Below are 24,031 nucleotides of genomic sequence, written 5' to 3' on the forward strand. Positions count from 1 at the left end.
AAGAAACTTTGAGCCGCTATATGACCAGGGCTATGCCTTCTTCGGCCAGTTCCTCGGGGGTGAACAGGCCGTTGGGGTCGTCGGCTATTTCTGCGCCGTGGGCGATCTCGTATCGGTTGGCCGCTGCTTTGACTTCGGTGACTTCTAGCGGGTGGCCTTGGTCGTCGGTCATGGTGCGGCGGATGATCAGGATGGCTTCGGCGTAGTCCATGCCGAGTGTGGTTCGTTCGTCTTCGTAGGCGATGCGGGCGGTGGTGAGGGTCACCCATCGGACCGGGCCTCGGTCGCGTTGAAGCTGCTCGTAGAAGAACTTGATCCGCTTGCGGTACTGGTGGTAGCGCTTCTGATCGTCCCAGTCCGGTACAAGGTCGGCGTTGGTGTAGCTGTTGATCTCGAAGCGGGGTGAGTAGCCCTGGCTCCATGTGGCGTGCCGGTGGATGACCGGGTGCCCGTTGCGCACGCCTAGCATGATCGCGATGTCGCGGTTGGCTGCGATCTTGCCGTCGTCGTAGGGCAGAGAGCCGCCCTCGCGCTTGGCGTCGCGGTGGAAGGTCTCCCAGCCGACTTTGCCGAACGGCCGGATCTCTGGGTGGTAGGCGGGGCAGGCAAGGTCGGGCCTGTCCTGGTTGGTGATCAGGATCACCTCACGCTCGGGGGCGGGCCGGACGAACGACCCTCGGCCACGCATGACGTAGATCAGCCCTTCGGTCACAAGGGTGTCGATGGCCTTGCGGACGGTGGGCCGGGACACCCCGTGCTTGCGAGTCAGTTCCGGCTCGCTCGGCAACGGGCCGCCGGGTGGGTATCGGCCGTCCAGGATGGCGGCGCGTAGCTCGGCGGCGATCACGCGCCACCGGACGTCTTTGTCCTCGGCCCGGTCTTCGGTCCTGTCGTCGGTCTCCATGGGAACCTCTCCCTCGCGCCATCCGTCCTACTACTTGTACTACAGGTTGCATAGACTGTCGATGTCGGGCAGCATGTACTACAGGTAGTGGTGACTGGCGGTGGGAGGTGGTTGGTCATGAGCAAGGGAGAACAGATCAGCGACAACACGGAGCGACAGGGACGGCAGGGGGTACCGGAGTGGATGGCCGAACTGGTGTCGGTGGTCAACGATCCGGGGTTTGAGCGGTGGCGGTCGATGGTGGCCGCGACGGGCGGGTGCTCGAATCCGATCCATCTGGCCGGGGAGTCGATGGTGCTGGATTCGGCAACCGGTGAGGTGCTGCACACCTACGACACGTCGGCCGAACCTTCGGGGTATCTGCTGGTCGCCTGCGGCAACCGGCGCTCGTCGGTCTGCCCGTCGTGTTCGGAGATCTACCGGGCCGACACCTTCCAGCTCATCCGGGCGGGCCTGTCGGGGGGTAAGGGCGTGCCCGGCAGTGTGAGCGCGCATCCTCGGGTGTTCGCCACGCTCACCGCCCCGTCGTTCGGGCCGGTGCATACCCGGCGGGAGAAGAACGGGCGGGTGCGGGCCTGCCGTCCACGTGCCCGCGACAAGGTGTGTGAGCACGGCCGCCCGGTCGGCTGCCACCAGGCGCACGACCCGCGTGACGAGCGGCTGGGGCAACCGCTGTGCCCGGAGTGTTACGACTATGCCGGGGCGGTGCTGTGGCAGGCGCACGCGGGGGTGCTGTGGCACCGGTTCACTCTGGCCATGCGTCAGGAACTCGCCGCGCTCGCGGGCATGAGCCGACGCGCGTTCAACAGCCGGGTCCGGGTGTCGTTCGCGAAGGTTGCCGAATACCAGCGGCGGGGCCTGGTGCACTTTCACGCGGTGATCCGGCTGGACGGTCCGGACGGGGCGAGCGAGCCTCCGCCGGACTGGGCTGATGTGCGGCTGCTGGTCGCGGCGATCCCGGCGGCGGCTTCTCGGGTGGAGGTGGACACCCCGGAAAGCGCCCTGGGGGTGCGGCGGCTGGTGTGGGGTGATCAGCTCGATATCCGGCCGATCATCTTGGGCACGACGTTGGAGGGGGTGAACGAGACGGCGGTGGCGGGTTACATCGCCAAGTACGCGACCAAGGGCGCGGAAGCGTCGGGGACGGTGGACTACCGGCTGTCCTGCGGGCCGTGTAAGGGGTCGGGTCGTACCGGGAGGCTGCGCGGGGTGTGCGGGCGGTGCGCCGGGACGGGGCTGAAGCCGGGGCTTCACCTGGATCTGTTGCCGGTGACCGAGCATGCCCGGCGGATGATCGCCGTGTGCTGGGAGCTGGGGGCGCGGCGGGAGTTCGCCGATCTGCGGCTGCGGCCGTGGGCGCACATGCTCGGGTTCCGGGGGCACTTCTCCACCAAGAGCCGCCATTACTCGACCACGCTGGGGGATCTTCGGGGGGCGCGCGGCGATCATCGGGCGCAGGAGGCGCGGGCTCGGCTGGGGCTGCCTGCTCCGGGGGATGACACGACGCTGGTGATGGGGCATTGGCGGTTCGCCGGGTCGGGGTACACGCCGGGTGAGGCGATCTTGGCCGAATCTATTCGGCAACGGGTGGCTACTGCTCGGGCGATCGAAAGTGAGCGGGCGGGGCGGGATGGGGAGGCTCGTTGATCGCTGACTTCTTACCGGGGATGGATGATGAGAGCCTTGGCTGCGAGACGGCGGGGCTGCTGCACGGTGAGGGTCGCGAGGACAAAGACAGCGCCGAAGGCTCCGATACAGGGGTTAAAGGCGCTGTGGCCTGTGGTTATGCTCCGACGCCGGCCACGACGGCCCCCCGGGTGGGTGGGCGGGCCGACGAGCGCAAGGGGCAGGCTCGGCTGTCTGGTGGGGATCGTGGGCAGGGGGGCCGATCTGGGGCCGGACAGCAGGGGAAGCGTAAGCGGCGCGCCCGTGCAACCCCCGGGGTCGGCCCGGCGGCGGAGTTGCTGGAGGCGGTGCGTAACCAGGCGCGGCGGGATGCTGCGGCGGCGTCTGCGGTTGATCGGGAGGAACGCAACCGGGCGTTGACGGCGTTGGTGCGTCACACGCGGCATGCCAGAGGGGCCGGATAGGTCATCTCTGGCCACAGCCCCGGATCATGCACGGGTCCGGGGCTGTCGTCTGCCTGATGCCGGTCTACCGGCCGATGATCGAAATGGAGTCGGCGGGGTACTTGTCCGGCGTCCACCGTCCCTTACGGGGAAGCGGATGAATGATCACCTGGTCCACGTAGCGGCGCGCAATGGTCGCGCGTGCCTCGGCCATAGAGGGCTCGATGTCCAGCCAGGTCGCGATCAGGTCCTCTTTGCTGGTGGTGACGGCCTGCTCCTTGGCGAACTCCTGGCCAAGTTCCCGCTTGAATCCGTCGATCTCCACGCGTAGATCACGCATGACCTTGCCCGCGTCGGCCACCGTCCATCCGCTGTCGGGGTCCTTGGCCGCGTCCCGCGCCTCGATGATCCGCTGTTCCCGAGAGCTGATCTCCTGCTTCAGGCGGGCGATCTCGGCCGGTGAGGTGGCCGCGACAGCGGTAGCGGCGTACTCCTCCTCGATGCGGGTGAGCACGTAGGTGCTGATCAGGTCGTCTACCCAGTCCTTGTTACGACCGATCTTGCCGCATCCCCCGATGCCCTTGGCGCACACGTACATGTCGGCGCGGGTACCGCCCGGCTTCTTGACCCGTAGCTTGGCCGCGCACAACCCGCACATCACCAGACCGGAGTTCGGGTACTTGCGCATGCCCTGCCCCGGCTTGGCCAACGCCGGGTCCGAATGCCGCCGCAACCCCCGGGCTGCCTGATTCTTCTCACGCGGGGTCTTCGGGAACCGCGTGATCAGCTTCTCCCACTTGGCCGGATCGATCACCGGCGGCCAATTCCCGGCCCCCACGATCTCATACCCATGCGCGACCAACCCGGCGCGCTTGGGCGCAAGGATCGTCGTCTTGACCTCATCCCGGGTCACCCACGGGGTGCCGTTCAACCGGGTGAACCCCTCGGCGTTCCAGTGGTCCATGATCGCGGTCCACCCCAGACCGTCAAGCGCCATGTCCGCGCCCGTGTCGAGATACCCCTGTGCCCGCTCGTCCACGTGGGTCATGTAGCCGATGCCCTTGTCCGGGTCGGGCGGCAGATAGCCCAGAATCGGGCTCCCGCCGTGCGGCAGACCGTTCTCCCGGCGCTCCTCGTGCTTGCGCTCGACACGTTCCCCGATGCGCTCGGACTCGGCCGCGTCGGCGGCGGCAAGGATGCGGCCGAGCATCCGCCCGTCTGCGGTGGTCAAGTCGATGTCACCCGACTTCACCGATACCAGACGAACCCCGGTCCGCTCCACAAGCGAGATGATCCGCTCATACTCGGCGGGCCTGCGGGTGAGCCGCGCATTGGTCACGTACCCGATCAGGTGAAGATGACCGGCCTCGGCATCGGCTATCAACTGCTCAAAGTCCGGCCGACGCTTCTTGCTGCGGGTCGACGCGCCGATGTCGTTGTCACAGTAGCGGCGTACCTCGGTCGCGCCCTTCTCGATGACCTTCGCTGTGGCGTCCATGTCCTGACGCTTGACCCCCAGCTCAAGCCCTTCGTCATCATCGGAGATCCGTAGATAGATGCCCGCGACCATGGGAGGAACGACAGGCGGCGGGGCCTGCCCCTCCTCCAACGGCCATACCTTGATGCCTCCGCCGATGATCTCGCTCACCTGGTCGCCCCTTCCTCCCGAACTGCCCTTAGGGGTCCTAGTCTAGTTGTCGGCAAGACCACCACGCTACGGATGCTGGCCACCCTGTTGAAGATCGACGCGGGCCGTGCCGAGATCTTCGGGGTCGACGTGGCCGGCAACCCGCACGTGATCCGCCAGCTCGTCGGCGTCACCGGACAGTACGCGTCGGTCGACGAGAACCTGACCGCCCGCGAGAACCTGTGGCTTTTCAGTCGCCTGCAGGGCATCGCCGCGCCGCGCGCCCGGCGCATCGCCACCGAGCTGCTGGGCCAGTTCGGCCTGGAGGAGGCCGCCGGCAAACCGATCGCGCAGTTCTCGGGCGGCATGCGCCGGCGCCTCGACCTGGCGGCCAGCCTGATCACCAGGCCACCGCTGATCTTCCTGGACGAGCCGACCACCGGTCTCGATCCGCGCACGCGCGGCCAGATGTGGGACACCATCCGCGGTCTGGTCGCCAACGGCTGCACGGTGCTGCTGACCACGCAATATCTGGACGAGGCCGACCAGCTCGCCGATCGCGTCGCCGTTATCGACCACGGCCGCAAGGTCGCCGAGGGCACCCCCGACGAGTTGAAGACCGCGGTCGGCAACTCCGCCCTCCAGTTGCTGCTCGCCGACCCGGGCGACGCACCCGCCGCCGTGGAGGTCGTGCGGCGCGTCCTCGGCTCCGACCCGATCGTCAGTCCGGAGCGAGGCCGCCTCAACGTCGCCCTCGACCAGGCCGACCTGGCCGCGGACGTACTGATCGCGCTTCGCACCGCCGGAGTGTCGATCTCCTCGGTGAGCGTGGCCAAGCCCAGCCTGGACGAGGTGTTCCTCGCCCTCACCGGCCGCGAAACCGGCAGGGACGACGAAACCGGCACGGAGGAGAACCGATGAGCACCATGATCGCACCCGCCCGCGAGGCGGTCCGGGCCGCCGACCGCGTGGCGGCCGCCCGGCAGCGCGTCTCCATTGGGGAGACGCTCGGCCAGACCCTGATGATGGCGTGGCGGGCGCTCAAGAAGATGCGCCGCAACCCGGAGCAGTTCTTCGACGTGGCGCTGCAGCCGATCCTGTTCACCGCGATGTTCGCCTTCATCTTCGGCGGCGCCATCGCCGGCGACGTGGAGAGCTACCTCCCCCAGATGATCCCCGGCATCCTCGCCCAGACCGTGCTGACGACGTGCATGGCCACGGGCACGCAACTCCGCGAGGACATGGAGAAGGGTGTCTTCGACCGGTTCAAGTCGTTGCCGATCGCCCGCATCGCGCCGCTCGCCGGCCCGATGGTGGCCGACCTGCTGCGCTACACGATCGCGGCCACTCTGACCTTCACCATGGGTCTGGTGCTGGGCTACCGTCCGGGCGGCGGAGCGGGCGGCGTGCTCGCCGCGATCCTGCTGGCGATCTTCACGGGCTGGTCGCTGGCGTGGGTCTTCACCTGGGTCGGCACGATCGCCCGGAGCGCCCAGGCGGTGCAGGGCATCTCCATGATGATCTTGTTCCCGCTGACGTTCCTGTCGAACGCGTTCGTCCCCGTCGAGACCCTGCCCGACTGGCTCGCCGCGTTCGTAAGGATCAACCCGGTCTCACACCTGGTCACGGCCGCCCGCGACCTCGCCAACAGCGCCCTCGTCAGCGGAGAGGTGGCCTGGACGCTCCTGGCGTGCCTGACCGTTATCGCGATCTTCGCGCCGCTGTCGGTACGCAGCTACAAGCGGCACATGTGACCTCCGTCCGTCACGGCCGGAGACCTGCTCGACGAGACTCCGCGCCTCGTCGAGCAGGTCGGAGCCGCGTCGATCGCCGTACTCGGCCCGCACGGCGGCGATCATCCCGGGCGCGGCCCGCTCCGCGTACGGTTCGATCCCCTCGAAGGTCATGCTGGGCATGATGCTGTTGTACGCGAACCGCTCGGCCAGCACCAGCAACCGGATCGAGTCGCGGGAAGCCATGGCACCCCGCAGCAACCCCCAGGCGCCGAGCGCGAAGAGCATGGAGCCGCACAGCGGGTAGTCGAGGACGGGGTTGTGGATGTCCAGCAGGTCGTAGCCCCGGACGGCGGAGAACAACTCCTCGCCGTACCGGACGTCCTCCGGCGGGGCGTGGTACGCGTACGCCGTCAAAGAGACCGAAATCGCGACGATCATCCATGGCGTGAACTCTGCGCGTGAGAACCCGGGCAGGCGCAGATCGCGTGCCCGCTGGACGGCCAGGCGGTACTCCGCGAGCGCGGCGGCCGTCTCGCCACGGGCGAGGGCGAGCTCGGCCGCGCACAACGAGACGATGGCCATCCCCCCGAGCACCGCCTCGCTCTCGTTGATCCGGCTGATCTCGGCGAGCTCGGCCTCCGCGGTGTCGAGGTCGCCGTCGGCGAGCGCGGAGGTCAGCAGCACCGCGCGTAGCTGGGTCTCGTCGTCGGTCGCGCCGACCCGGCTCAGCACCGGGATGGCGGTCCGCGCGTGTCCGACCGCACGCCGGCGGTCGCCGAGCCGCATGACCAGGTGGGCCAGCAAGGCGCGCATGATCGCGGCGAACCATGGCCCCTCATCCTCGCCGATCATCGTCAGGGTCCGCTCGGCGGCCTCGATCGCCCCCGTCACCTCACCCGCGTTCTCCAGGACGTGGACGCTCATCTGCGTCGCCGCCAGGGCGACGTCAGGGTCGGTGCTCCGGCACAACTCCGCCAGCCGGCGGTGTACCTCGGCGCCGTCGGCCGCGTCGCACGCGAGCATCACCGTGGCCATCGCCGCCAGGCGGGGATTCGTGGTGTCACCGGTGGGCAGCGTACGGAGGAGATCGCGCAACGGGTCGCCGCTGCGATCGGTGACGATGGCGTGGTTCATCAGAGCGATCACCAAGGCGGCCCTGGTCACCTCGACGAGGTGCGGCGGCGGCATCCAGCCGCTGATCACCTGGGCGATCGCCTCCCAGTGAACGAGGATCCGGACGTGGTCGCCGCGGATCGACCACAGCGCGCCGAGGCCGGCCAGCAACTGGACCGTCGTAACGGGATCGGACTCGCCGAGAGCCTGCCGGAACAGATCGGCGAGGTTGCCCTCCTCGACGCGCAACGCGTCCACCGCCGCGAACTGCGCCGGGCTGAACAGCTTGAAGGCGTGTTCGAGGGTGTACGCCGTCGCCCATGCCCGCTGCGCCGCCCGAGCGGGCGTCTCCTCGCCGGCCTCCTTCAACCGCATCCGCCCGAACTCCCTGACGGTCTCCAGCATCCGGTAGCGGAGGCCGTACGTCGTCTCGCGGACGCTCAGCATCGACTGCTCGGTCAGCGCGTCCACGACGTGCAGGGCGTCCGGCCCCAGTACGTGCTCGGCCGCTGCCAGCGTGAAACCGTCGCCGAACAGCGACAACCACCGCAACGCCTGTCGTTCTGGCTCGCCCAGCAGATTCCACGACCAGTCGATGACCGCGAGCAGCGTCTGGTGCCGATCGGGGGCCGTACGATTCCCGCCGCGCAGCAGGGCGAACCGGTCCGCCAGGCGCCGCGCGATCTCCTCCACCGACATCACCCGCACCTTGGCCGCGGCCAGCTCGATCGCGAGCGGCAGACCGTCGAGGCGGGCGACCACCTCCTCGACCACTCCCTCGACGATCCGCGCACCCGGGCGAGCGGCCGTGGCGCGCTGGCGGAACAACTCCACCGCGTCGCCCGTGGGCAGCTCGCCGAGCAGGTAGACGCGTTCGGCCGGGATCGACAAGGGGGCGCGCGAGGTGATGAGCACGCGCAGGTCGCGGGTCGTCACGGTCAGGAACGCCACCAGATCGGCGACGGCCTCGATCACGTGCTCGCAGTTGTCCAGGATCAGCAGTGCCGGAGCCTGGTCGAGATGCTGGGCGATCCGGGCGCGAACGTCGGAACGCTGCTCGGCGGTCAGGGTACGACGCCCGCTGACCGAGTCCCGGACCCCGAGCGCCGAACCCACCTCGCCCACCACGCCCTCCGGCGAGGAGACGCCGACGAGCTCGACGAAGTGGGCGATGGGCTGAGCGGCGTTCCTGCCGACCACATGAGCCAGCCGCGTCTTGCCCAGCCCGCCAGGGCCGATGATGGAGATCACCCGATTGGTCCGCAGCAAGGCGTGCACCGCCCGGAGGTCGCCGTCGCGACCGAGCAGCGAGGAACCGTCGAACAGGATGCCCTCACGCACCGGCCGATCGGCGACGAGGAGTTCGGCGTACACGCGGGCAAGCTCAGGCCCCGGTCCGGTACCGAGCCGCGCGGCCAGACCCGCGCGATACCGCTCGTAGCGCTCCAGAGCGGCGGCGGCACCTCGTACGGCGGCCTCGCTGCGCAGCAGGCAGGCGAGCAGTTCCTCGTCGTGCGGCCGGTCGGCCGCGGCCTCCTCCAGCAACGGCAGCGCGCCCTCGTGAGCGCCGCTCCGGCCCCGCGCGATCGCCGCCACCCGTCGCGCCTCGGCCACCCACCCTGCGGCGACGCCCCTCAGCTCAGCGAGCGGCCCCGTGGCACCATCCAGGTCAGCGAGAGGACCCCTGGCGCCATTCAACTCGACGAGAGGACCGCTGGCGTCATCCAAGCCGCCGGCCACAAGACTCATGGCCTCTTCAGCGCGGCGAACCGCGAGCGCCATGTCATCTTCTCCCAGCGCGGCCCGTGCCTGCTCCACCAGCGCGCCGACCAGCAGCGCGTCCACCTGACCGGCGGGCAGCCCGAGCCGATAACCACGCGGCATCCGCACCACGACGTCGGCGGAGGTCGCGGCCCTGGTCCGCGAGACGACCACCTGCAACGCCTTCGTCGGGTTGGCCGGCGCCTCGTCGGGCCACAACTCCTCGACCAGGCGCTCGTCACCGACCCCCGCACGCCCGTGCAGCGCGAGCACGGCCAGCAGGGTTTGCGCGCGATCGCCGACCACGCGCGCACCCTGCCAGCGAACGCCGTCGAGCAGGACCAATGCGGGGGACACACCTTCAGCTTACGGACGAGTCGCATTCGAGGAGCGTGACCGCGTGTGTCTCTACGAGCGGATCGAGGCCCACACGATCGAGATCAAGCCCCTCGGCGGTGCGGCCCTCGCCGGCTACACCAGCCCCGGCCGCGACCACACCGTGCGGTTCTTCTTTCCGCGTACGGGCCCAGGCCCGGCTGCGGCTGCCGAGCCTGCGGAACGACGCCTGGATGGCCGAGACGCTGCTGCAGCCCGCCTCCCGGCGCCCGTGGGCCCTCGAAGCCGTCCGGAACACTGTAGGGAGACGGGTCAGGCGGCGGCCCGTTCACTGACGGGCCGGCGTCGGAGGCGCGAACTCTGGAGGGCCGGGGGCACGTAAGCCTGGTCGAGCGTGCCGACGTCGGTGCCGGGCGGGACGATCTCGTCGATCCGGCCGAGGATCTCGTCGGTGAGTGTGACCTCGACACCGGCGAGAAGGTCGTCGAGGTGGCTCATCGTGCGTGGCCCGACGATCGCGCTGGTCACGCCAGGATGAGCGATCACGAACGCCATCGCGAGGTGGGTCAGCGGCAAGCCCGCCTCTTCGGCGAGCGAAATGAACTGCTCGACGACGTCGAGGCGGCGCTCGTCGTTGAGGTGTTTGAGAAGGCCCGCGCGGCGAAGTTCGTTCTGCCGACCCTTGCGGACGCGCCCGGTGAGCAGTCCCTGCCCGAGCGGGCCCCACACCAACGTGCCCATCCCAAAGCGTTGCGTGATCGGCAGCACCTCGCGTTCGACGCCGCGGTCGAGCAGCGAGTAAGGCGGCTGCTCGGTGCGGAACCTTTCCAGGCCGCGCCGCTCTGCGACCCACTGGGCGTCGATGATGTCGGACGCGGGCATCGTGGACGACCCGATCGCACGGACCTTTCCGCTGTGGATCAGGTCGGAGAGCGCGGAGAGCGTTTCCTCGATGTCAGTGGTGGGGTCCGGCCGATGAATTTGGTAAAGGTCGAGGTGGTCGGTCCGCAGACGGCGCAGCGAGTTCTCGACCGCGGTCATGATCCAGCGCCGCGAGGCGCCTTGCTGATTGGGGTCCTCACCCATCGGGCGGCTCACCTTGGTCGCGATGACGACGTTCTCACGCCGCCCCTTGAGCGCTTTGCCGACGACCTCTTCGGAGTCGCCGTAGGCGTCGGCGGTGTCGATGAAGTTGATCCCCGCGTCCAGCGCTTTGTGGATGACACGGGCCGAGTCGTCGGGGTCGGGGTTGCCGATTGACGTGGCGAACATCAATGTGCCGAGCGCGTAGGGGCTGACCTTGATACCGGTCCGGCCGAGCGTGCGGTACCGCATGCGATCCATACCTTTCTTCGGAGGGTTATCCGGATCATTCGAAAGCCCGGCACACCAGGGATTCCGGATGCGACTGTCATGTAGGTACCGCGTGGGGCACGTGGCCCCTCCCTGTGATCGTCTCGTCGCACCCGCGGGGTGCCGCCGGTCCGCCGGGGCGGCTTCCAGCGTGCGGCGGTGCGAGCGCCGGCGGGAGAGACGCCCTTATCCCGGGACCGGTCGTCCCTGGCTGCGTCCGGCGTCCCGGGGCATGGTAGAAGCGTGGACAGATCCGAGCTGGCCGACTTCCTGCGCCACTGCCGCACCCGCCTTGCCCCCGCCGCCGTGGGGCTACCGCACGGCCCCCGGCGCCGCACCCCGGGGCTGCGCCGCGAAGAGGTGGCACAACTGGCGGGCATGTCCACCGACCACTACACGCGGCTGGAGCAGGCCAGGGGCTCGCGCCCGTCCCGCCAGATGCTCGCCGCCGTCGCCCGCGCGCTGCGGCTGGCGGGCGACGAGCGGGACCACCTCTTCCATCTGGCCGGCGAAGAGCCCCCACGGGACCGGCCGGCCACGGAGCACGTCCGCCCCGGCCTCCTCCTCGTCCTCGACCGGCTCACCGACACTCCCGCCCAGGTGGTGAACGACCGCGGCGACATCCTCGCGCAGAACGCGATGGCCAAGGCGCTCAACGGCGACGCATCCGCCCGCCCCGAGGCGGAGCGCAACGTCGTCTGGCGCTACTTCACGGACCCGTCCGCGCGCGAGATCTTCCCGGCCGAGGACCGTGACGGCGGCGCTCGCGCGGCGGTGGCGGATCTACGCGCCACACTCGCCCGCCGCGCGGATGACGCGCGGCTGGCGGGGCTCGTCCGCAGGCTCCGCGCCAGGAGCGAGGAGTTCGCGGCGCTGTGGGACGCCCACAACGTCGCCGTACGCCGTTCCGACGTCAAACGCTTCCTGCACCCCGTCGTCGGCCTCCTGGAGCTGGACTGCGAGGTGCTGCTGAGCCCGGAGCACGATCAGCGGCTGGTCGTCTACACCGCCCGCCCGGGCAGCGAGTCCTACGAGCGACTCGAACTGCTCCGCGTGATCGGCCTACAGGACCTGACCCGCGCCTGAGCCCCTACCCCGGATCCGTCGGCACCCGCCACCTCCGGGACGACCTCGGCGGCGTCTGAACGACCCACCGGCCTCAGAGCCCTGGGTGGACGTCCTCGGCTCCCACGCAAGCTCGGAGCTCCGACGCGTGATGCCCGCAGACGATCATCTGTATGCGACCGCACGTTGCCGCACTTAGGAGGCTGATGTTTTCGCGTGGGGAAACTTGGTCCCTCCACTGGGACCGCGAAAAACTAGAATCTGGCACACGTGCTCCACTCGAGAGCGAAACCAGCCTCGAAGCCGGCCAGGTTGTGTGCCGGCACTCCACCATGATCACTGGAAGGCCGCTTAACACCAGCCACCTAGGGCGGCGACGCGTCCGCGCCGTGGTCGGCGCCCATAAGGTCACGGTCGATATTCGGGTTGCCGTGCCCCGGGGGGTCGCCGAGCGTCATGGGGCAAGGAGGGCCGGCCTGCAGTACGTCCAGCCGTACAGTTGGCCTTGGCCTTCTCGGAGCCGCAGCGCTCAAGACCATCACCGACGTACCCATGCGCGGGTACGCGCGCACTTCGCCTGCTGATCATCCTGTCTGCCGTCGACCCGCCCGCAGGGGAAGCTGGTCAAGGCCAGGGGGTCAAGGTGGAGCGCCCCACCGGACGAACGACCTTGACCCCCTAGCCTTGGCCGGCTCGGCTTGTCCCGGGCCGATGGCGGGCGGGATGATCAGCTTTCGCCTCAGCCACCTACGGCTCTGCTCTCAGCACAGCGATCATCCCGGAGCCGGGAGCGCCCCCGCCGGAGGCTTCTTGTCACCCATCAGTCGCCTAGCTATCTCCGACCCGGCCGCGCGGCCTCGCCGCGTGACGAGGCCCGGCACTCACCTCTCCCGGCTCCTGTAGGTGGCCCGCAGGTCGATCAGCTTCTCCCTGGCCACTTCGTCCAAGGCCCGGCGCTGATCCGGGTCCTCCTCCCAGGTGGCCTCCGCGCACAACACCCTGGCCGCCTCGTGCGGCTCGGCGTCGCGCACCACGTACCAGACGGTGTCGCCACAGCCGCGCCTGTCGTGATCGCGGCGCAGGACCGTGACGATGCCGGAGACGAGGATTTGCCTGGTCCACGGGTTCCTGGCCAGAATCTGCCGATCTACTGTCAACCCGTCGTCCATGAGCTCGCCGCCGAGCATGTCGTCCTCCCACCGCCACACGCGGCGGCTGACACCCGGTCGTACATATAGGGCGCCACGGCCTTCGACGGGCACCGAGAACGTCTGCGTGCCGCTGCGGCACAACTCCTTGGCGATGCGCTCGCTGTCGGCGTACTCGCGCAGCCGATCCTCGCCCAGGTCGCGCCTGGACAACAAGCCTCGCCGCGCCTGCTCGGCGTAGTAGCGGTCGATCAGCGGATCCTCGAACCGCCCCGCACGCGCCCTCGGCGGGGTGCAGGAGGCCGGGGTGAGGTCCACGCCGTCCTCGATGTCGACCCCGGCCCCGCGCAGCAACTCGTGAACGGTGACGCCCCTGCCCTCGGCCTTGCCGCGCAACATACGCAGCCAGCCGTCGAAGGTGTCCAGGTCCGGGTCCGCGCGCAGCGACGCCCAGTCCGCCACCCCCGAAACCGGCACCGGCACCTCCCGCCGCGCCGGCGGTTGCACGAGTTGTTCGGGCTCGAGGTCGATTGAGTAGTACAGCACCCCGCGCGCAATATAGGAGAACGGCGCCGCGTGCGTGATCGGGTCGAAGACATCCCGGATCGGCCAGAACCGCAGGAGCCACGCCTCCTCGCACTCACCCGTGGCATGCCCGTCGCCCGGCTCGGGCTCACGCAGGTACATGCGCACGCCGTACTCGAAACGCGGCGGCCCGATCAGGAAGTCGTGCCCCCTGCCGTCCATCATCGCGACGATCGCGACCACGCCACTCTCCGCGACGAACGTCGCCGAACTGACCGGCGTCCACGAGGCGTCCGCGGGTTCCGGCTCGGCGTCCCAGGACTCCAGCCGCACGCCCGCGACGAAGTGGTAGATCTCGTCGGTGGGGGAGCCCCACTGCGGCAGGTCGGTGCCGTCCAGCCCGAACGTGTTGTACTCGACGTAGATCTCGTCGTCGAGCCTCCGCAGCAACTGTGCCATGTCAACGCCTTCGCCTTGTTTGTGATCACCCTGGCTTGGCGGAGTATGGCCCACCGCACTGACAATCCGAGCCGCGCCGCACACATCTTGATCTTGAACGCTTCAGACCACGGAAAAGTGCGGCACCACCTCCGGGAAGGCAACCTCGATGGACGCGCTGCGCACGGCACTTCGCCGCATGGACCCGGCCAGGGTGCCGCACGGCCGGATCATGCACCGGATTCACGACTTCGGCGCCTTTCCCGACGATTGGCGCGGCGAGTCATCTTCCGGGCCACCGTCGATCCGGCGGGCACGGTGCGCTTCGTCCGGGCGGACCGATGAACAGCCGCACCCCCGTACGGGGGAAGACCTGTCTGGCCTGGCACATCCCCGCGTTCAGGGATGGGGGGATGGTGGTGCACTGGCAGGAGCCTGCCCACCGGTTCTCCAAGGTGAGGGCGACACTGACCGTCGAGGAAGCACCGCACGTGCACCCCCCAATGGATGGGCGAGGCCCGGCACAGCGGGGGCTGTGCGCCGGGCCTCGCGATCGTGGGGTGGGGTGGGGTGGGGTCAGTTCAGCGGCGAACCTCGCCCCGCTACGAGGCGAGCAAGTCGAAGTGGAATCCGGCCACGAGCAGCACCAGGCTGCCGGTGCGCCACCATTGCAGCGACCTTGGGTGTTCGAGCACGCGAGCGACGCCGTTCAGGGCTGCCTCGAACAGCTTGGCCCGGGTCAATGCCAATACCATCCAGGCGGCCCCGAGCAGCAGCAGACCTGTGAGTGCGATCAACGCGAGCCGAGCGCCGGTAGGGCCTGCGGCGATGTCGGTGGTCGCGCCTGCCAGCCCCGAGAGGAGCGCTACCGCCACGGTGGCCGCGCCGGCGAGACCGCTTCGTGTCCGCGAGTCGGAGAGCCTTCGGATGCGGCCTCCGTATTCTCGGATCCGTTCTGGGCCGAGGACGTCGAGGACTGCGGTCATTCCGCCGAGAAACGCGCCGATCTTTCCCAGGCGCCCCCACCACAGCATGTTCAGCCCGAAGAGGTCGGCGTCCCGCAGGGTGGGGTTCCCCGACAGCCACATCTGCCAGGCGTCAAGGTAGCCGATGTCCGCCATGATCGGAGCGTAAGCGGCGCCGACGGCACCGTCAGCGGCTATGCCGAATCGGCGTCGCCGTACATGCGGCAGCCCGGCGCGACGGCCGGGCTGGTTTGGGGAAAGCTCACCACGGCCGAGCGGATCACCCAGATCATCGGCCTCCTCGACGCCGTCGCCCCCATCGACGACCTCTCCGAGCACGTCAGCGACGAAGCCCACCGGATGCACCGCCAGGCCCGCCGAGGCCTCGGCGACACCGAACCCGTGCGCCGGGTCGACGAGCCCTTGGTCAGATCAGGCGGTAGTCGGGCCAGCCGGAGCCAACGCTGAGCAGGCAGGCCTGTACGCGGCCGTTGGCCAGGGTGCGCCTGAAGATCGGCAGGCCGGTCCCCTCGAAGGAGCGGCCCTGCTCCATGCATAGGCGGCACGGTTCGATGACCCCGGTCATGAGAGCTCGTCCCACGCGCCGGCCGGGCCGCCCCGAGGCCACACCCGACGCCGGCGGGGGCCGTGCTCGTCCAAGAGGAAGCGCGCAAGCGGGCAGGAGATCGGTGGCAGGAGTCCGATCTCGTCTTCACGACCCGCAATGGCACTCCGATTGAGCCGCGCAACTTCAACCGGGCCTTCGAGGCGCACTGCCGAAAGGCCGGCGTCCCGCGTATCCGCGTCCACGACACCCGACACACCTGCGCCTCGCTCCTGGCCGCACTCGACGTCCATCCTCGGGTCGCGATGCGCATCCTTCGCCACTCGCAGATCTCGATGACCATGGACGTCTACACCCAGATCCCTTCACCCGAGACCCGCAAGGCGCTCGACCGGCTGAATCAGAGCCTCGACGGTACAGCCGAGGCCTAGCTCATCGCCCCCGCCACAAAGGCCCTTTGGGATCACCCTAAAGGGCCTTATTCACATGCAAGAGCCTTTACCCATAGCCAAACAGCCATGCGTAACTGACTATCAGGACAATTTCACTGTCTGTTATTTGTGATTTAAAGAGTAGGTCTCCGGCGAGCCAACAAGTGCACCTTCGAGCCGAACGCAATGGAGGGCGAATGGCACACCCCGTGAGTTGCGAGCGCGCCAAGCGGCATCAGTGCCGATGTTCCGACTGCGGCGGAGCACAGCACGGCTGGCCCTACGGCATTACCTTGGCCCGGGACCCGTCTCCTACAGGGCGCCAGGAGGCGAGAGAGCGCAGCGACTCCGCGTGGGCAGCCACCCAGCCACCCAGGGGGCGCCGAGGGCCGTCCAAGCCCAGACAGGCGGCCGCCACCGATAGCGCAACGATGGATCTCATCGACTGGCTGTCCGAAAACCCGCGCACCATCGAACAAATTCAGGAAGTGGGCGACCTCCTCACCGGCCCTGTCATCGCAGAACTGGATAAAAGGTTCGGCGGCAGCAAGCCACGGGAAACCAGAAGAAGTCTCACCAATCATTTCTGGTGCGACCTCCTCGTCGCCCTGGCCGAGGGCATCGAGAAGTTATCGCAAGCGATGGACCAAGTGCCCGACCACGTGACCGCAGCCATCATCAAGTCCCGGAAGGTCGAGGGCCGCAGCTCTCTTCTAAGAGCACTCGTGGCTCTTGCGGTACGGACAGCGTGGGAGCCCATCAAAAGCATGATTCACATCAGTGGGGTTGAAGATCTGCAACGGACGTGCCGGATCCTCGCCGTCCTGATCTGTCCGGCGCCCGAGAACCACGCAGCAGTACAGAACGGCGCCCTCCTTCCCCTGGCGAAGGAGGGGCTGTTGGAGATCAGCAAAGAGCGACTGGAGCAGGTCTTCCCCGCCGACTGGGTTCGCCGCCTCCGAGATGACCTCGGCGGTGCCTGAGCGAGCGTCGGCCTTGGCCGCCCGAGGACCGTTCTCAGCTCCCACGAAAGTCACGCGTCTCAACGAGCGGCGTCTGCCGTCGGCCGTCTACGTGTGGCCGCGTTGCTTTACTTCGCTGCTGTACGCATAGCAAAAGGGCCACCTCCGATGATCGGAAGTGGCCCTTGAGCTGTGGCGCGGCCGAGAGGACTCGAACCCCTAACCTTCTGATCCGTAGTCAGATGCTCTATCCATTGAGCTACGGCCGCCTGCTTGCCTCGATAAGCATAGCGGGTCTTGGGCGGTGCGCTGTACCGGATTGTGGAGCCGGTGGGTCGTGTGGCCGGCGGACGGAGGGCAGGGCGGGCGCGGGGCGGCAGGCCCAAGGCGGGGGGGCAGGCCAGTCATGGGGTGGCTGCGGGGGTTGGTCAGGGGGCGGCTACTACGCGGATTTCGAAGTCCATGCCGCTGACCACCTGGCCGGCTCTGATCTTGCGGGTTTTGCGGAGTTCCACGTCGCCGTCTACCAGGACGTTGCCCTCGGCGATCAGGTGCTTGGCTTCGCCGCCGCTTTCGGTGATGGAGCAGTACTTCAGCAGGTCGCAGAGAGGGATGTACTCGTCGCGGAGCTGGAAGGTCTCCTCCAGGAAGGTTTCGTCCACGAGGCCAGCATAAGCAGGCGGTGAGCTGAGGGCGGACGCTGAGGCGGAGTGGGCGGAGCTGAGGCGGAGTAGGCGGTCAGGCGCAGGCAAGCGGTCAGGCGCAGGTACGCGGTCGCGCGGAGGTGGATGGTCGCGCGGAGGTGGATGGTCGGGCGGAGGTGGATGGTCGGGCGGACGTGGCGGTCAAGTCGGTGGGCGGGTTACTTTCGGCGGGAGGGCCACGCCTATGGGTCCCTCAGGTGGGCGTCCCTGCGGGTGGGCTACCCCTCTGGGCGGGACACCTGTCCGAGGAGGTTCCCGTCCAGGAAGGGGGGCTTCCGTCTAGGAAGGGGAGGCTTCCGTCCAGGGAGGCTTCCGTCCAGGGAGACCTGCGTCCAGGGAGGCTTCCTTCACGGAGGCGTCCTCCAGGGGGCTTCGCAGGGGATGTGGGTGGACTATTCGGGCGAGCGGTTCTATTGGGACAAAGGGTGTTTAAAGTTTCTCGCGTCCGGGCGTGGCGGGGGTGGGTGTCGGCAATGAACCTCGGCAACGTTTCCGCGCGTGGCGAGTAGTTCCGGATCGAGGCATGAACCAGCCATCCCTGTACGGCGTCGCCGGGCTTTCGACGCAGATCGTCGTGGGCATCGGGCTGGCATTGGTCGGCGTCGTGGTGATCGTGGCGGCGCTGCTGGCCAGGCGGCGGCACCGGGTGGTCGCCGCGGACGAGCACGCGCGTCACGTCACACAGCTCAGACGGCTGCTGCTGAGGACGCAGTACGACTACCCGCGTCCGACTTTGTCCGATCTGGTGCAGTGCTCCAGGCATGAGGGGCTGACGATACGGCTACATGTGGCCGGAACCCCCACGGAACTGCCCGATCCGGTTGATCTAGCGGGTATGCGGATCATCCAGGAGGCGCTGACCAACGTGCTGCAGCATGGGACGGCGCAGGCCACCGTCGTCCTCACCTACCGTCCGGACCGGCTCGTCCTCACCGTGGACAATCCCCTGAAGGGGAGGATTCCGGGCTCTCGGGGACGGCGTGAGGGGTTGGAGACGATGCAACGCCGGGCCGGCAAGCTGGGCGGGGCGGTGACGGCCGGGCTGTACCAGGGGGGCTGGCGGGTACACGCCGAACTCCCCTTCCGACCATAGGACGAGCAAGCACAGGGGGATGGACTCTCCCGTCCTACACGAGCTCGCCCCCTCGACACCCCTTCGCACCGTAGGCAGTAGTTCGTCCCTTGGGTGGCCGTTGCCCGTCGGAACCGCCGCCAAGCCGCCTGACAGCAGGACCAAGCGGGCAGCGGGGAGCTTAGGAGCGGACGCGTCACGTCCCCGACGCGGGCTGCTTCGTGGCCTTCTTGGGGAACAGCGTGTAGGACAGCGGCCACAGAACCGCGATCGCCGGCACGCGGGCCAGGCTGAGCATGAAGTCCGCGAGTGCCGCGGTGCGCGTGGCGTCACCGGTGATCCAGATCGCGAGGCCCAGCAGGCCGCACGCGATGCCGTACGCCAGGACGATGCGCAGCCAGATGCCCCATTCGTACCGAGCCCTGGCCATTCCGCCCGCAGGCGGCTTCCAGGGCGGCGGGCCGCCGGAGAGCCGGTGCGCGGCGACCTGGTCCGCCCAGCGGATCGTCCGGTGGCCGAACACGACGGAGTACGCGAGGTATGCCGCGGCGAGCCCGTGCGTCCACGCGGCCGTGCCGCCGCCGCGCAGGTCGATCACCGTGGCGACGAGCAGCACCACGTCGATGAGGGGGACGCACAGCAGGAGCGCGCCGCCCAGGCGCCGGCGGCGCAGCGTGTAGCGTGCCAGCAGGCCGAGTCCGAGCAGCACCCAGAACCCGATTTCACATCCGATGATGATGGCTACGATCACCCTTCCAGCCTGGACATGTCCGAGGCGGCCGTCGTCGTCGGCGATGATGAACCGGACTACACCGTTGTATGTACGAGCAGGTCATGACGGGGACGGTGTCGCGGGGAGTTCGGACATGATGCGATGAAGGGCATGAATCCGGTCCGGCAGGATGCCCTGATGGCGGGCGTCGTGTTCGCCGGCGGCCTCGCCCTGCTGGCCAGCGGCGCGTACGTCCAGCGGGGTCAGTATGTGCCGCTGCTCGCGGTCCCTCTGGCGGTGACGTGCCTCGGGGTGGTTCTACGGCGACGCCGGCCGGTGGTGACGCTGGCGCTCGGTGTGGCCGCGGTCGTGGGTGACGTCCTGCTGGGGCCGTCCCTGGGCACAATTCTCATATTCACCGACAACCTGTACGCGGCCACCCTGTACGGCCCGCGTCGCCTGGCCACGTGGCTCCTGGGGATCACCTCCGTCCTCGCGATCGTCATAGGCGTCATAGCCGGATTCGTCGCCAGGAACTGGGGCGCCCTGGCGATCGCCGGCGTCCAGGCCGGGCTGGTGCTGACGACTCCGGCCGTCACGGCGCTGATCATCCGGCAGCACCGCGACCAGGTGATCGCCGAGCGCGCACGCGCGGAGCAGGTCGCGCGGCTGGCCGAGCTGGACCGCCAGGCGGCCGTCACCACGGAACGCACGCGCATGGCGCGTGAGCTGCACGACATCATCGCCAACCACTTCAGCGCCGTCGCGATCCAGTCGGCCGCGGTCATCGCGCGGCAGGACCTCGACGCGGCGTCCGTCCGCAAGGTGCTGGAGTCGATCAGGGAGAACAGTGTGCGCGGGATGGCGGAAATGCGCACGATGATCGGCCTGCTGCGGGCGGAAGCCGAGGACGAGGAGGCCGAGCCGACCCGCCATCGCCTGCAGGACGCCCCCGACCTGGTCGCACGGTCGCGAAGGGCGGGAATGGACATCGACCTGTCGGTGTCCGGTACGCCGCATGACCTCCCGCCGTCCATCGAGCTGGCGGGTTATCGCATCCTCCAGGAATCGCTGACGAACGCCCTGAAACACGGCACCGGACGCGCGGATGTGAGCATCCAGTACAAGTCCGACGAGGTGGTGCTGAGGATCGAGAACCCGTGCGGGGCTGATTCGACTGGTCTGCCCGGTTCGGGTGCGGGCCTGGTGGGGATGGCCGAGCGGACGGCCCTCGTCGGCGGTACGTTCGCCGCCGGCCCATGCGCAGGTCCCTCGCTGGAATGGGCGCAAACACAGGTAATGGGTGAAACAGACCGGCTCTGGCGCGTCGTGGCGACGCTCGCTGTGGAGTCGCAGCCGTTCGAGGCCAAGCTGATCTCGGTCGAGGACGCCAGATGATCAGGGTCCTGGTCGCGGACGACCACGCCGCGGTGCGCGCGGGCGTCGTCTTGATCCTCGAAGGCCAGCCCGACATCGAGGTGGTCGGCGAGGCGGCGGACGGGGAGGCGGCGGTCCGGGCGGCCGTGGAACTGCGGCCGGACGTCGTCCTCATGGACATCCGCATGCCCCGGCTCGACGGCATCTCGGCGACGCGCGAGCTGGCGGGCGTCTCGGACGTGCTGATCCTGACCACGTTCGACCTGGACGAGTACGTTTTCGGCGCGCTGCGCGCGGGCGCCGCCGGGTTCCTCCTCAAGAACACCGACGCCGACGCCCTGATCCAGGCCGTACGGGTGGTCGCGCGCGGCGACGGGCTGATCTCCCCGTCCGTGACCCGCCGCCTGATCAGGGCCTTCGCCAGGACCGGCGAGCCCGAGCCGCACGACCTCGGCGTTCTGACGCCGCGCGAGCGCGAGGTGCTCGCCTGCGTGACGCGGGGCATGTCGAACGCCGAGATCGCGCGGGCCCTGGACATGAGCGAGGCGACCGCGAAGACGCACGTCAGCCGCATGCTCGGCAAGCTCGGCCTGCGCAGCCGGGTCCAAGCGGCGATCTTGTACGCCGGGCTGCCCCCGCTCAGTCGGTGACGATGAGGGAAAGGGTTTCGGCAACGCAGGCGGGCCGTTTCGCCCCCTCCACCTCCACGGTGATCTTGAAGTTGGCGAGCGTGCCGGACGGCGTTCCCTTCACGTCGACGACCTCCGCGCCCGCGCGAACCTTCGCGCCGACGGGGACCGGCGCCGGGAAACGCACCTTGTTGAGCCCGTAGTTGATCACCATCTTCGGGCCGTCGACCCGGAAAAGCTGCGTCGTGAACGAGGGGATGAGGGCCAGGCTGAGGTACCCGTGGGCGATGGTCCCGCCGAAGGGGCCGCTCGCCGCGCGCTCGATGTCCACATGGATCCACTGGTGGTCGTCGGTGGCGTCGGCGAACAGGTTCACCTGGTCCTGGGTGACCTCGCGCCACTCGGTATATCCCAAGTGCTCGCCTTTGGCCGCTTTGAGCTCGCTGAGGTTGGCGAAGATCCGCATAGTAGAAGGTTATTCCGCGCAGCCGTGATCCGCGTGCCGCCGGTCACCCTCCTGTGTACGACCAGGCGGCGTACCGACGGTCACCCCTCTGTGAAGGACCAGGCGGCGTACCGCAGGACGTCGATCCTGATCACCGGGCCCTCGGGGACCCGCTCGGCGTACTGCGAATACTTCGCGATCAGCGGCTCCAGCGCGGCGACGCGTTCCTCGTTGCGCTCCAAGATCGCCGCCAGGCCGTCGGCCCGCACCCACCACAGCCGCGTCCAGTCGTCCTCGTAGTGGTCCACGAGGATGGACACCTGGGGGTTCGCCCGGATATTTCGGATACGGCGGAGATCGGTGGTCTTCTTTGGCTTGTGGTCGACAGCGGTCACAATCCGCTCGCCGTCGAACGCGAACGTGATCGGGACCAGATGCGGAGCCCCATCGTCGCCCACGGTCGCGAGCCTCGCCACGCGCGCTCCGCGCATCCTCGCGCGCGCCCGCTCGTCCGTACGTCCACCCGCCGCGGGTACGCCTCGCTCAGCCTCTGCCACCCGCGTATCCAAGCACGTCACGCCCGGCGGGACCGCGAGGTGGCTCAGGTGTCGGGCTGACGGGGGAAGACGTGGTCACCGGGGTGGTCTAGGGGCAGGACGCAGCGACGGCCGGCGTCGGCTTCGGCGCAGCGCATGGCCTCGTCCCGCCGGGGAAGCGGCGGCGATTCGGAAGGGGGGATTTCCATGGGGTGCTGCCTGTTCTCCAGGTTGGGCGCCTGGACCGAGAGACATAATCGCACGGGGCGGTCCGATATTCCTCCCCTCAAAGCCCCAGGACGATCTACCTCAAAGGCAATCGAATCCGGACGAAGCCCCGACCGCACCGGGTCGGCGGAAACGTCCAGCATTCCGCCATCGTTCGCGACACCCGTCCCGAACCTGGCATCGAGGCGCGCGGGCGGGAAACGATCGTGAGGAGGGAACGGCGTCACGGCACCAGCCACAAAGCCACATGAGATGAGGCCATCAGGATGGAACCGACAGTCCGGGCACTGCTGTTCGACCTCGACGGCACACTGATCGACCACGACGCGGCCGCGTCGCTCGCGCTGGCCGAAACGCTCGCGACGACCCCTGATGTCCCTTCCGACCTGAACCGGGAGCACGCCGCCCGCCGGTGGACGGAGCTGGAACGGCACGCCATGGACCGCTACGCCGCCGGTGAGCTCACCTTCCCCGGCCAGCGGCGCCTGCGCATCGTCTCCCTCGCCGCCGAACTGGGCCTCGGCGCGTGGGACGACACGCGGGCCGACGTCTGGTTCGCCACATATCTACGCCACTACGAGGCGGCATGGCGCCTCTTCCCCGACGTACGCCCGATGCTCGACACCTTGATCGAACGGCAGCCGCACGTACGGCTCGGCGTGCTCACCAACGGGGACTCCGAGCAGCAGCGCCACAAGCTGCGCGCGGTCGGCCTGGCCGCCGACCTCCCCCACGTGATCATCTCCAGCGAGGTGGGAGCGGCCAAACCCAGCCCCGTGATCTTCGAGCGGGCCGCCGACCTGCTCGGCCTCCCTCCCGGCCGGATCGCCTACGTCGGCGACCGCCTCCGGACGGACGCGCTGGCCGCCACGAAGGCCGGAATGCACGGCATCTGGCTGACCCGCCACGGCGAACCGGCGCCACCGCCTGTTTCCGTCATCCAGACCCTGCACGACGTGCCCGCGCTGCTCACCAGCCTTGGAGAAAGAGAACCCGGCACCGAAACGGCCTGACCTCCTCGGCCGGCGGACCGTCAGAGCGACGCCACGGGTTCGTACGTCTCCCGGAGCACGTCGCCGTCAATCGGATAGAACTCGCCCCTCACCCCTCTGATCACCCACTGGCCGGTCTTGATGCCCACCCAGGTCGAGTGCAGGACGTCCAGGACCTCGGCGGTGACGTCCGTGCCGTCGCCGTGGGCGGCCCCGGCGGCAACCGTACGGAAGCGGAAGCCGGTGAACGAGATCAGTTCGGCTGCGTTGTCCCCGGCCCACTGAACGGCCTCGACCTCCACAGGACGCTTGCGAAACCTGTGAACACCCACCGGTCA

21 protein-coding genes, 1 tRNA gene and 1 pseudogene are annotated in these 24,031 nt (G+C 68.8%); 10 read left to right on the forward strand and 13 right to left on the reverse strand.

Translation table 11 applies throughout. The features are described from left to right. Window positions 1-16: 16 nt before the first annotated feature. Window positions 17-904 carry a GntR family transcriptional regulator gene (locus tag DQ384_RS21665; protein WP_114030693.1) on the reverse strand — a complete coding sequence of 296 codons (888 nt, stop codon included), beginning with the start codon at window positions 902-904 and terminating at the stop codon, window positions 17-19. 117 nt (window positions 905-1,021) lie between these two features. On the opposite strand from DQ384_RS21665, the gene DQ384_RS21670 reads away from it, so the two are divergent. Continuing rightward, window positions 1,022-2,551 carry a replication initiator gene (locus DQ384_RS21670; RefSeq protein WP_245966672.1) on the forward strand — a complete coding sequence of 510 codons (1,530 nt, stop codon included), beginning with the start codon at window positions 1,022-1,024 and terminating at the stop codon, window positions 2,549-2,551. A 507-nt stretch (window positions 2,552-3,058) separates the two neighbouring features. On the opposite strand, the gene DQ384_RS21675 is transcribed toward DQ384_RS21670, so the two are convergent. Next, window positions 3,059-4,621, reverse strand: a complete 1,563-nt coding sequence (locus DQ384_RS21675) for a recombinase family protein (protein ID WP_114030694.1) — start codon at window positions 4,619-4,621, stop codon at window positions 3,059-3,061. Between DQ384_RS21675 and DQ384_RS21680 the strand changes: the two genes are divergently transcribed. Both DQ384_RS21680 and DQ384_RS21685 read left to right on the forward strand, forming a co-directional pair. After that, window positions 4,568-5,521 carry an ATP-binding cassette domain-containing protein gene (locus DQ384_RS21680; protein ID WP_425451498.1) on the forward strand — a complete coding sequence of 318 codons (954 nt, stop codon included), beginning with the start codon at window positions 4,568-4,570 and terminating at the stop codon, window positions 5,519-5,521. The genes DQ384_RS21675 and DQ384_RS21680 overlap by 54 nt on opposite strands. Continuing rightward, on the forward strand, window positions 5,518-6,354 hold the full coding sequence (locus tag DQ384_RS21685) for an ABC transporter permease (RefSeq protein WP_114030695.1): 837 nt from the start codon (window positions 5,518-5,520) through the stop codon (window positions 6,352-6,354). The genes DQ384_RS21680 and DQ384_RS21685 overlap by 4 nt, the downstream gene beginning before the upstream one ends. Before the next feature lie 2,043 nt (window positions 6,355-8,397). On the opposite strand, the pseudogene DQ384_RS42995 reads toward DQ384_RS21685, so the two are convergent. Both DQ384_RS42995 and DQ384_RS21700 read right to left on the reverse strand, forming a co-directional pair. Further along, a pseudogene (locus DQ384_RS42995) lies at window positions 8,398-9,333 on the reverse strand (BTAD domain-containing putative transcriptional regulator); the annotation flags it as partial. Between the two features lie 525 nt (window positions 9,334-9,858). Then, window positions 9,859-10,881: an aldo/keto reductase gene (locus DQ384_RS21700; RefSeq protein WP_114030697.1), complete on the reverse strand. Its 1,023-nt coding sequence runs from the start codon at window positions 10,879-10,881 to the stop codon at window positions 9,859-9,861. Window positions 10,882-11,142: 261 nt separating this feature from the next. Between DQ384_RS21700 and DQ384_RS21705 the strand changes: the two genes are divergently transcribed. Beyond that, the gene (locus DQ384_RS21705) at window positions 11,143-11,985 is read left to right on the forward strand and encodes a helix-turn-helix transcriptional regulator (RefSeq protein ID WP_114030698.1); all 843 of its coding nucleotides are present in this window, start codon (window positions 11,143-11,145) and stop codon (window positions 11,983-11,985) included. Window positions 11,986-12,845: 860 nt separating this feature from the next. Here DQ384_RS21705 and DQ384_RS21710 read toward each other — a convergent pair. From DQ384_RS21710 to DQ384_RS41390, 3 genes are all read right to left on the reverse strand, one after another. Next, complete coding sequence (locus tag DQ384_RS21710) at window positions 12,846-14,096, reverse strand: hypothetical protein (protein ID WP_114030699.1); 1,251 nt, start codon at window positions 14,094-14,096, stop codon at window positions 12,846-12,848. Window positions 14,097-14,677: 581 nt separating this feature from the next. After that, complete coding sequence (locus DQ384_RS21720) at window positions 14,678-15,397, reverse strand: hypothetical protein (RefSeq protein ID WP_147268859.1); 720 nt, start codon at window positions 15,395-15,397, stop codon at window positions 14,678-14,680. A gap of 70 nt (window positions 15,398-15,467) precedes the next feature. Next, window positions 15,468-15,626 carry a hypothetical protein gene (locus DQ384_RS41390; protein WP_181871330.1) on the reverse strand — a complete coding sequence of 53 codons (159 nt, stop codon included), beginning with the start codon at window positions 15,624-15,626 and terminating at the stop codon, window positions 15,468-15,470. A gap of 62 nt (window positions 15,627-15,688) precedes the next feature. On the opposite strand from DQ384_RS41390, the gene DQ384_RS21725 reads away from it, so the two are divergent. Beyond that, window positions 15,689-16,036: a site-specific integrase gene (locus DQ384_RS21725; protein WP_114030701.1), complete on the forward strand. Its 348-nt coding sequence runs from the start codon at window positions 15,689-15,691 to the stop codon at window positions 16,034-16,036. Window positions 16,037-16,467: 431 nt separating this feature from the next. Continuing rightward, complete coding sequence (locus tag DQ384_RS21730; protein ID WP_114030702.1) at window positions 16,468-17,019, forward strand: hypothetical protein; 552 nt, start codon at window positions 16,468-16,470, stop codon at window positions 17,017-17,019. Window positions 17,020-17,191: 172 nt separating this feature from the next. On the opposite strand, the gene DQ384_RS21735 is transcribed toward DQ384_RS21730, so the two are convergent. Further along, window positions 17,192-17,267: transfer RNA gene (locus DQ384_RS21735), tRNA-Arg, on the reverse strand. A 159-nt stretch (window positions 17,268-17,426) separates the two neighbouring features. After that, window positions 17,427-17,660, reverse strand: coding sequence for an RNA-binding S4 domain-containing protein (locus DQ384_RS21740; RefSeq protein WP_245966673.1), 234 nt, complete (start codon window positions 17,658-17,660; stop codon window positions 17,427-17,429). 565 nt (window positions 17,661-18,225) lie between these two features. On the opposite strand from DQ384_RS21740, the gene DQ384_RS21745 reads away from it, so the two are divergent. Beyond that, window positions 18,226-18,795 carry a sensor histidine kinase gene (locus DQ384_RS21745; protein ID WP_114030703.1) on the forward strand — a complete coding sequence of 190 codons (570 nt, stop codon included), beginning with the start codon at window positions 18,226-18,228 and terminating at the stop codon, window positions 18,793-18,795. A gap of 175 nt (window positions 18,796-18,970) precedes the next feature. On the opposite strand, the gene DQ384_RS21750 is transcribed toward DQ384_RS21745, so the two are convergent. Beyond that, window positions 18,971-19,525: a hypothetical protein gene (locus tag DQ384_RS21750; RefSeq protein WP_114030704.1), complete on the reverse strand. Its 555-nt coding sequence runs from the start codon at window positions 19,523-19,525 to the stop codon at window positions 18,971-18,973. Between the two features lie 132 nt (window positions 19,526-19,657). Here DQ384_RS21750 and DQ384_RS21755 point away from each other — a divergent pair, with 132 nt between their 5' ends. Further along, window positions 19,658-20,884, forward strand: a complete 1,227-nt coding sequence (locus DQ384_RS21755) for a sensor histidine kinase (protein ID WP_245966674.1) — start codon at window positions 19,658-19,660, stop codon at window positions 20,882-20,884. Then, window positions 20,881-21,513 (forward strand): response regulator, encoded by a 633-nt coding sequence (locus DQ384_RS21760; RefSeq protein ID WP_114030706.1) that lies wholly within the window; start codon window positions 20,881-20,883, stop codon window positions 21,511-21,513. The genes DQ384_RS21755 and DQ384_RS21760 overlap by 4 nt, the downstream gene beginning before the upstream one ends. On the opposite strand, the gene DQ384_RS21765 is transcribed toward DQ384_RS21760, so the two are convergent. Together DQ384_RS21765 and DQ384_RS21770 are read right to left on the reverse strand one after the other, a co-directional pair. After that, window positions 21,503-21,958, reverse strand: coding sequence for a MaoC family dehydratase (locus DQ384_RS21765; RefSeq protein ID WP_114030707.1), 456 nt, complete (start codon window positions 21,956-21,958; stop codon window positions 21,503-21,505). The two genes, DQ384_RS21760 and DQ384_RS21765, sit on opposite strands and share 11 nt — an antisense overlap. A gap of 80 nt (window positions 21,959-22,038) precedes the next feature. Then, on the reverse strand, window positions 22,039-22,494 hold the full coding sequence (locus DQ384_RS21770; protein WP_281274086.1) for a TIGR03668 family PPOX class F420-dependent oxidoreductase: 456 nt from the start codon (window positions 22,492-22,494) through the stop codon (window positions 22,039-22,041). Between the two features lie 473 nt (window positions 22,495-22,967). On the opposite strand from DQ384_RS21770, the gene DQ384_RS21775 reads away from it, so the two are divergent. Next, on the forward strand, window positions 22,968-23,714 hold the full coding sequence (locus DQ384_RS21775) for an HAD family hydrolase (protein ID WP_114030709.1): 747 nt from the start codon (window positions 22,968-22,970) through the stop codon (window positions 23,712-23,714). Window positions 23,715-23,734: 20 nt separating this feature from the next. On the opposite strand, the gene DQ384_RS21780 is transcribed toward DQ384_RS21775, so the two are convergent. Further along, window positions 23,735-24,025 (reverse strand): hypothetical protein, encoded by a 291-nt coding sequence (locus tag DQ384_RS21780; RefSeq protein ID WP_147268860.1) that lies wholly within the window; start codon window positions 24,023-24,025, stop codon window positions 23,735-23,737. Between the last annotated feature and the right edge of the window lie 6 nt (window positions 24,026-24,031).

Origin of the sequence: Sphaerisporangium album (assembly GCF_003323745.1) — a bacterium.
GTDB classification, from domain to species: domain Bacteria; phylum Actinomycetota; class Actinomycetes; order Streptosporangiales; family Streptosporangiaceae; genus Sphaerisporangium; species Sphaerisporangium album.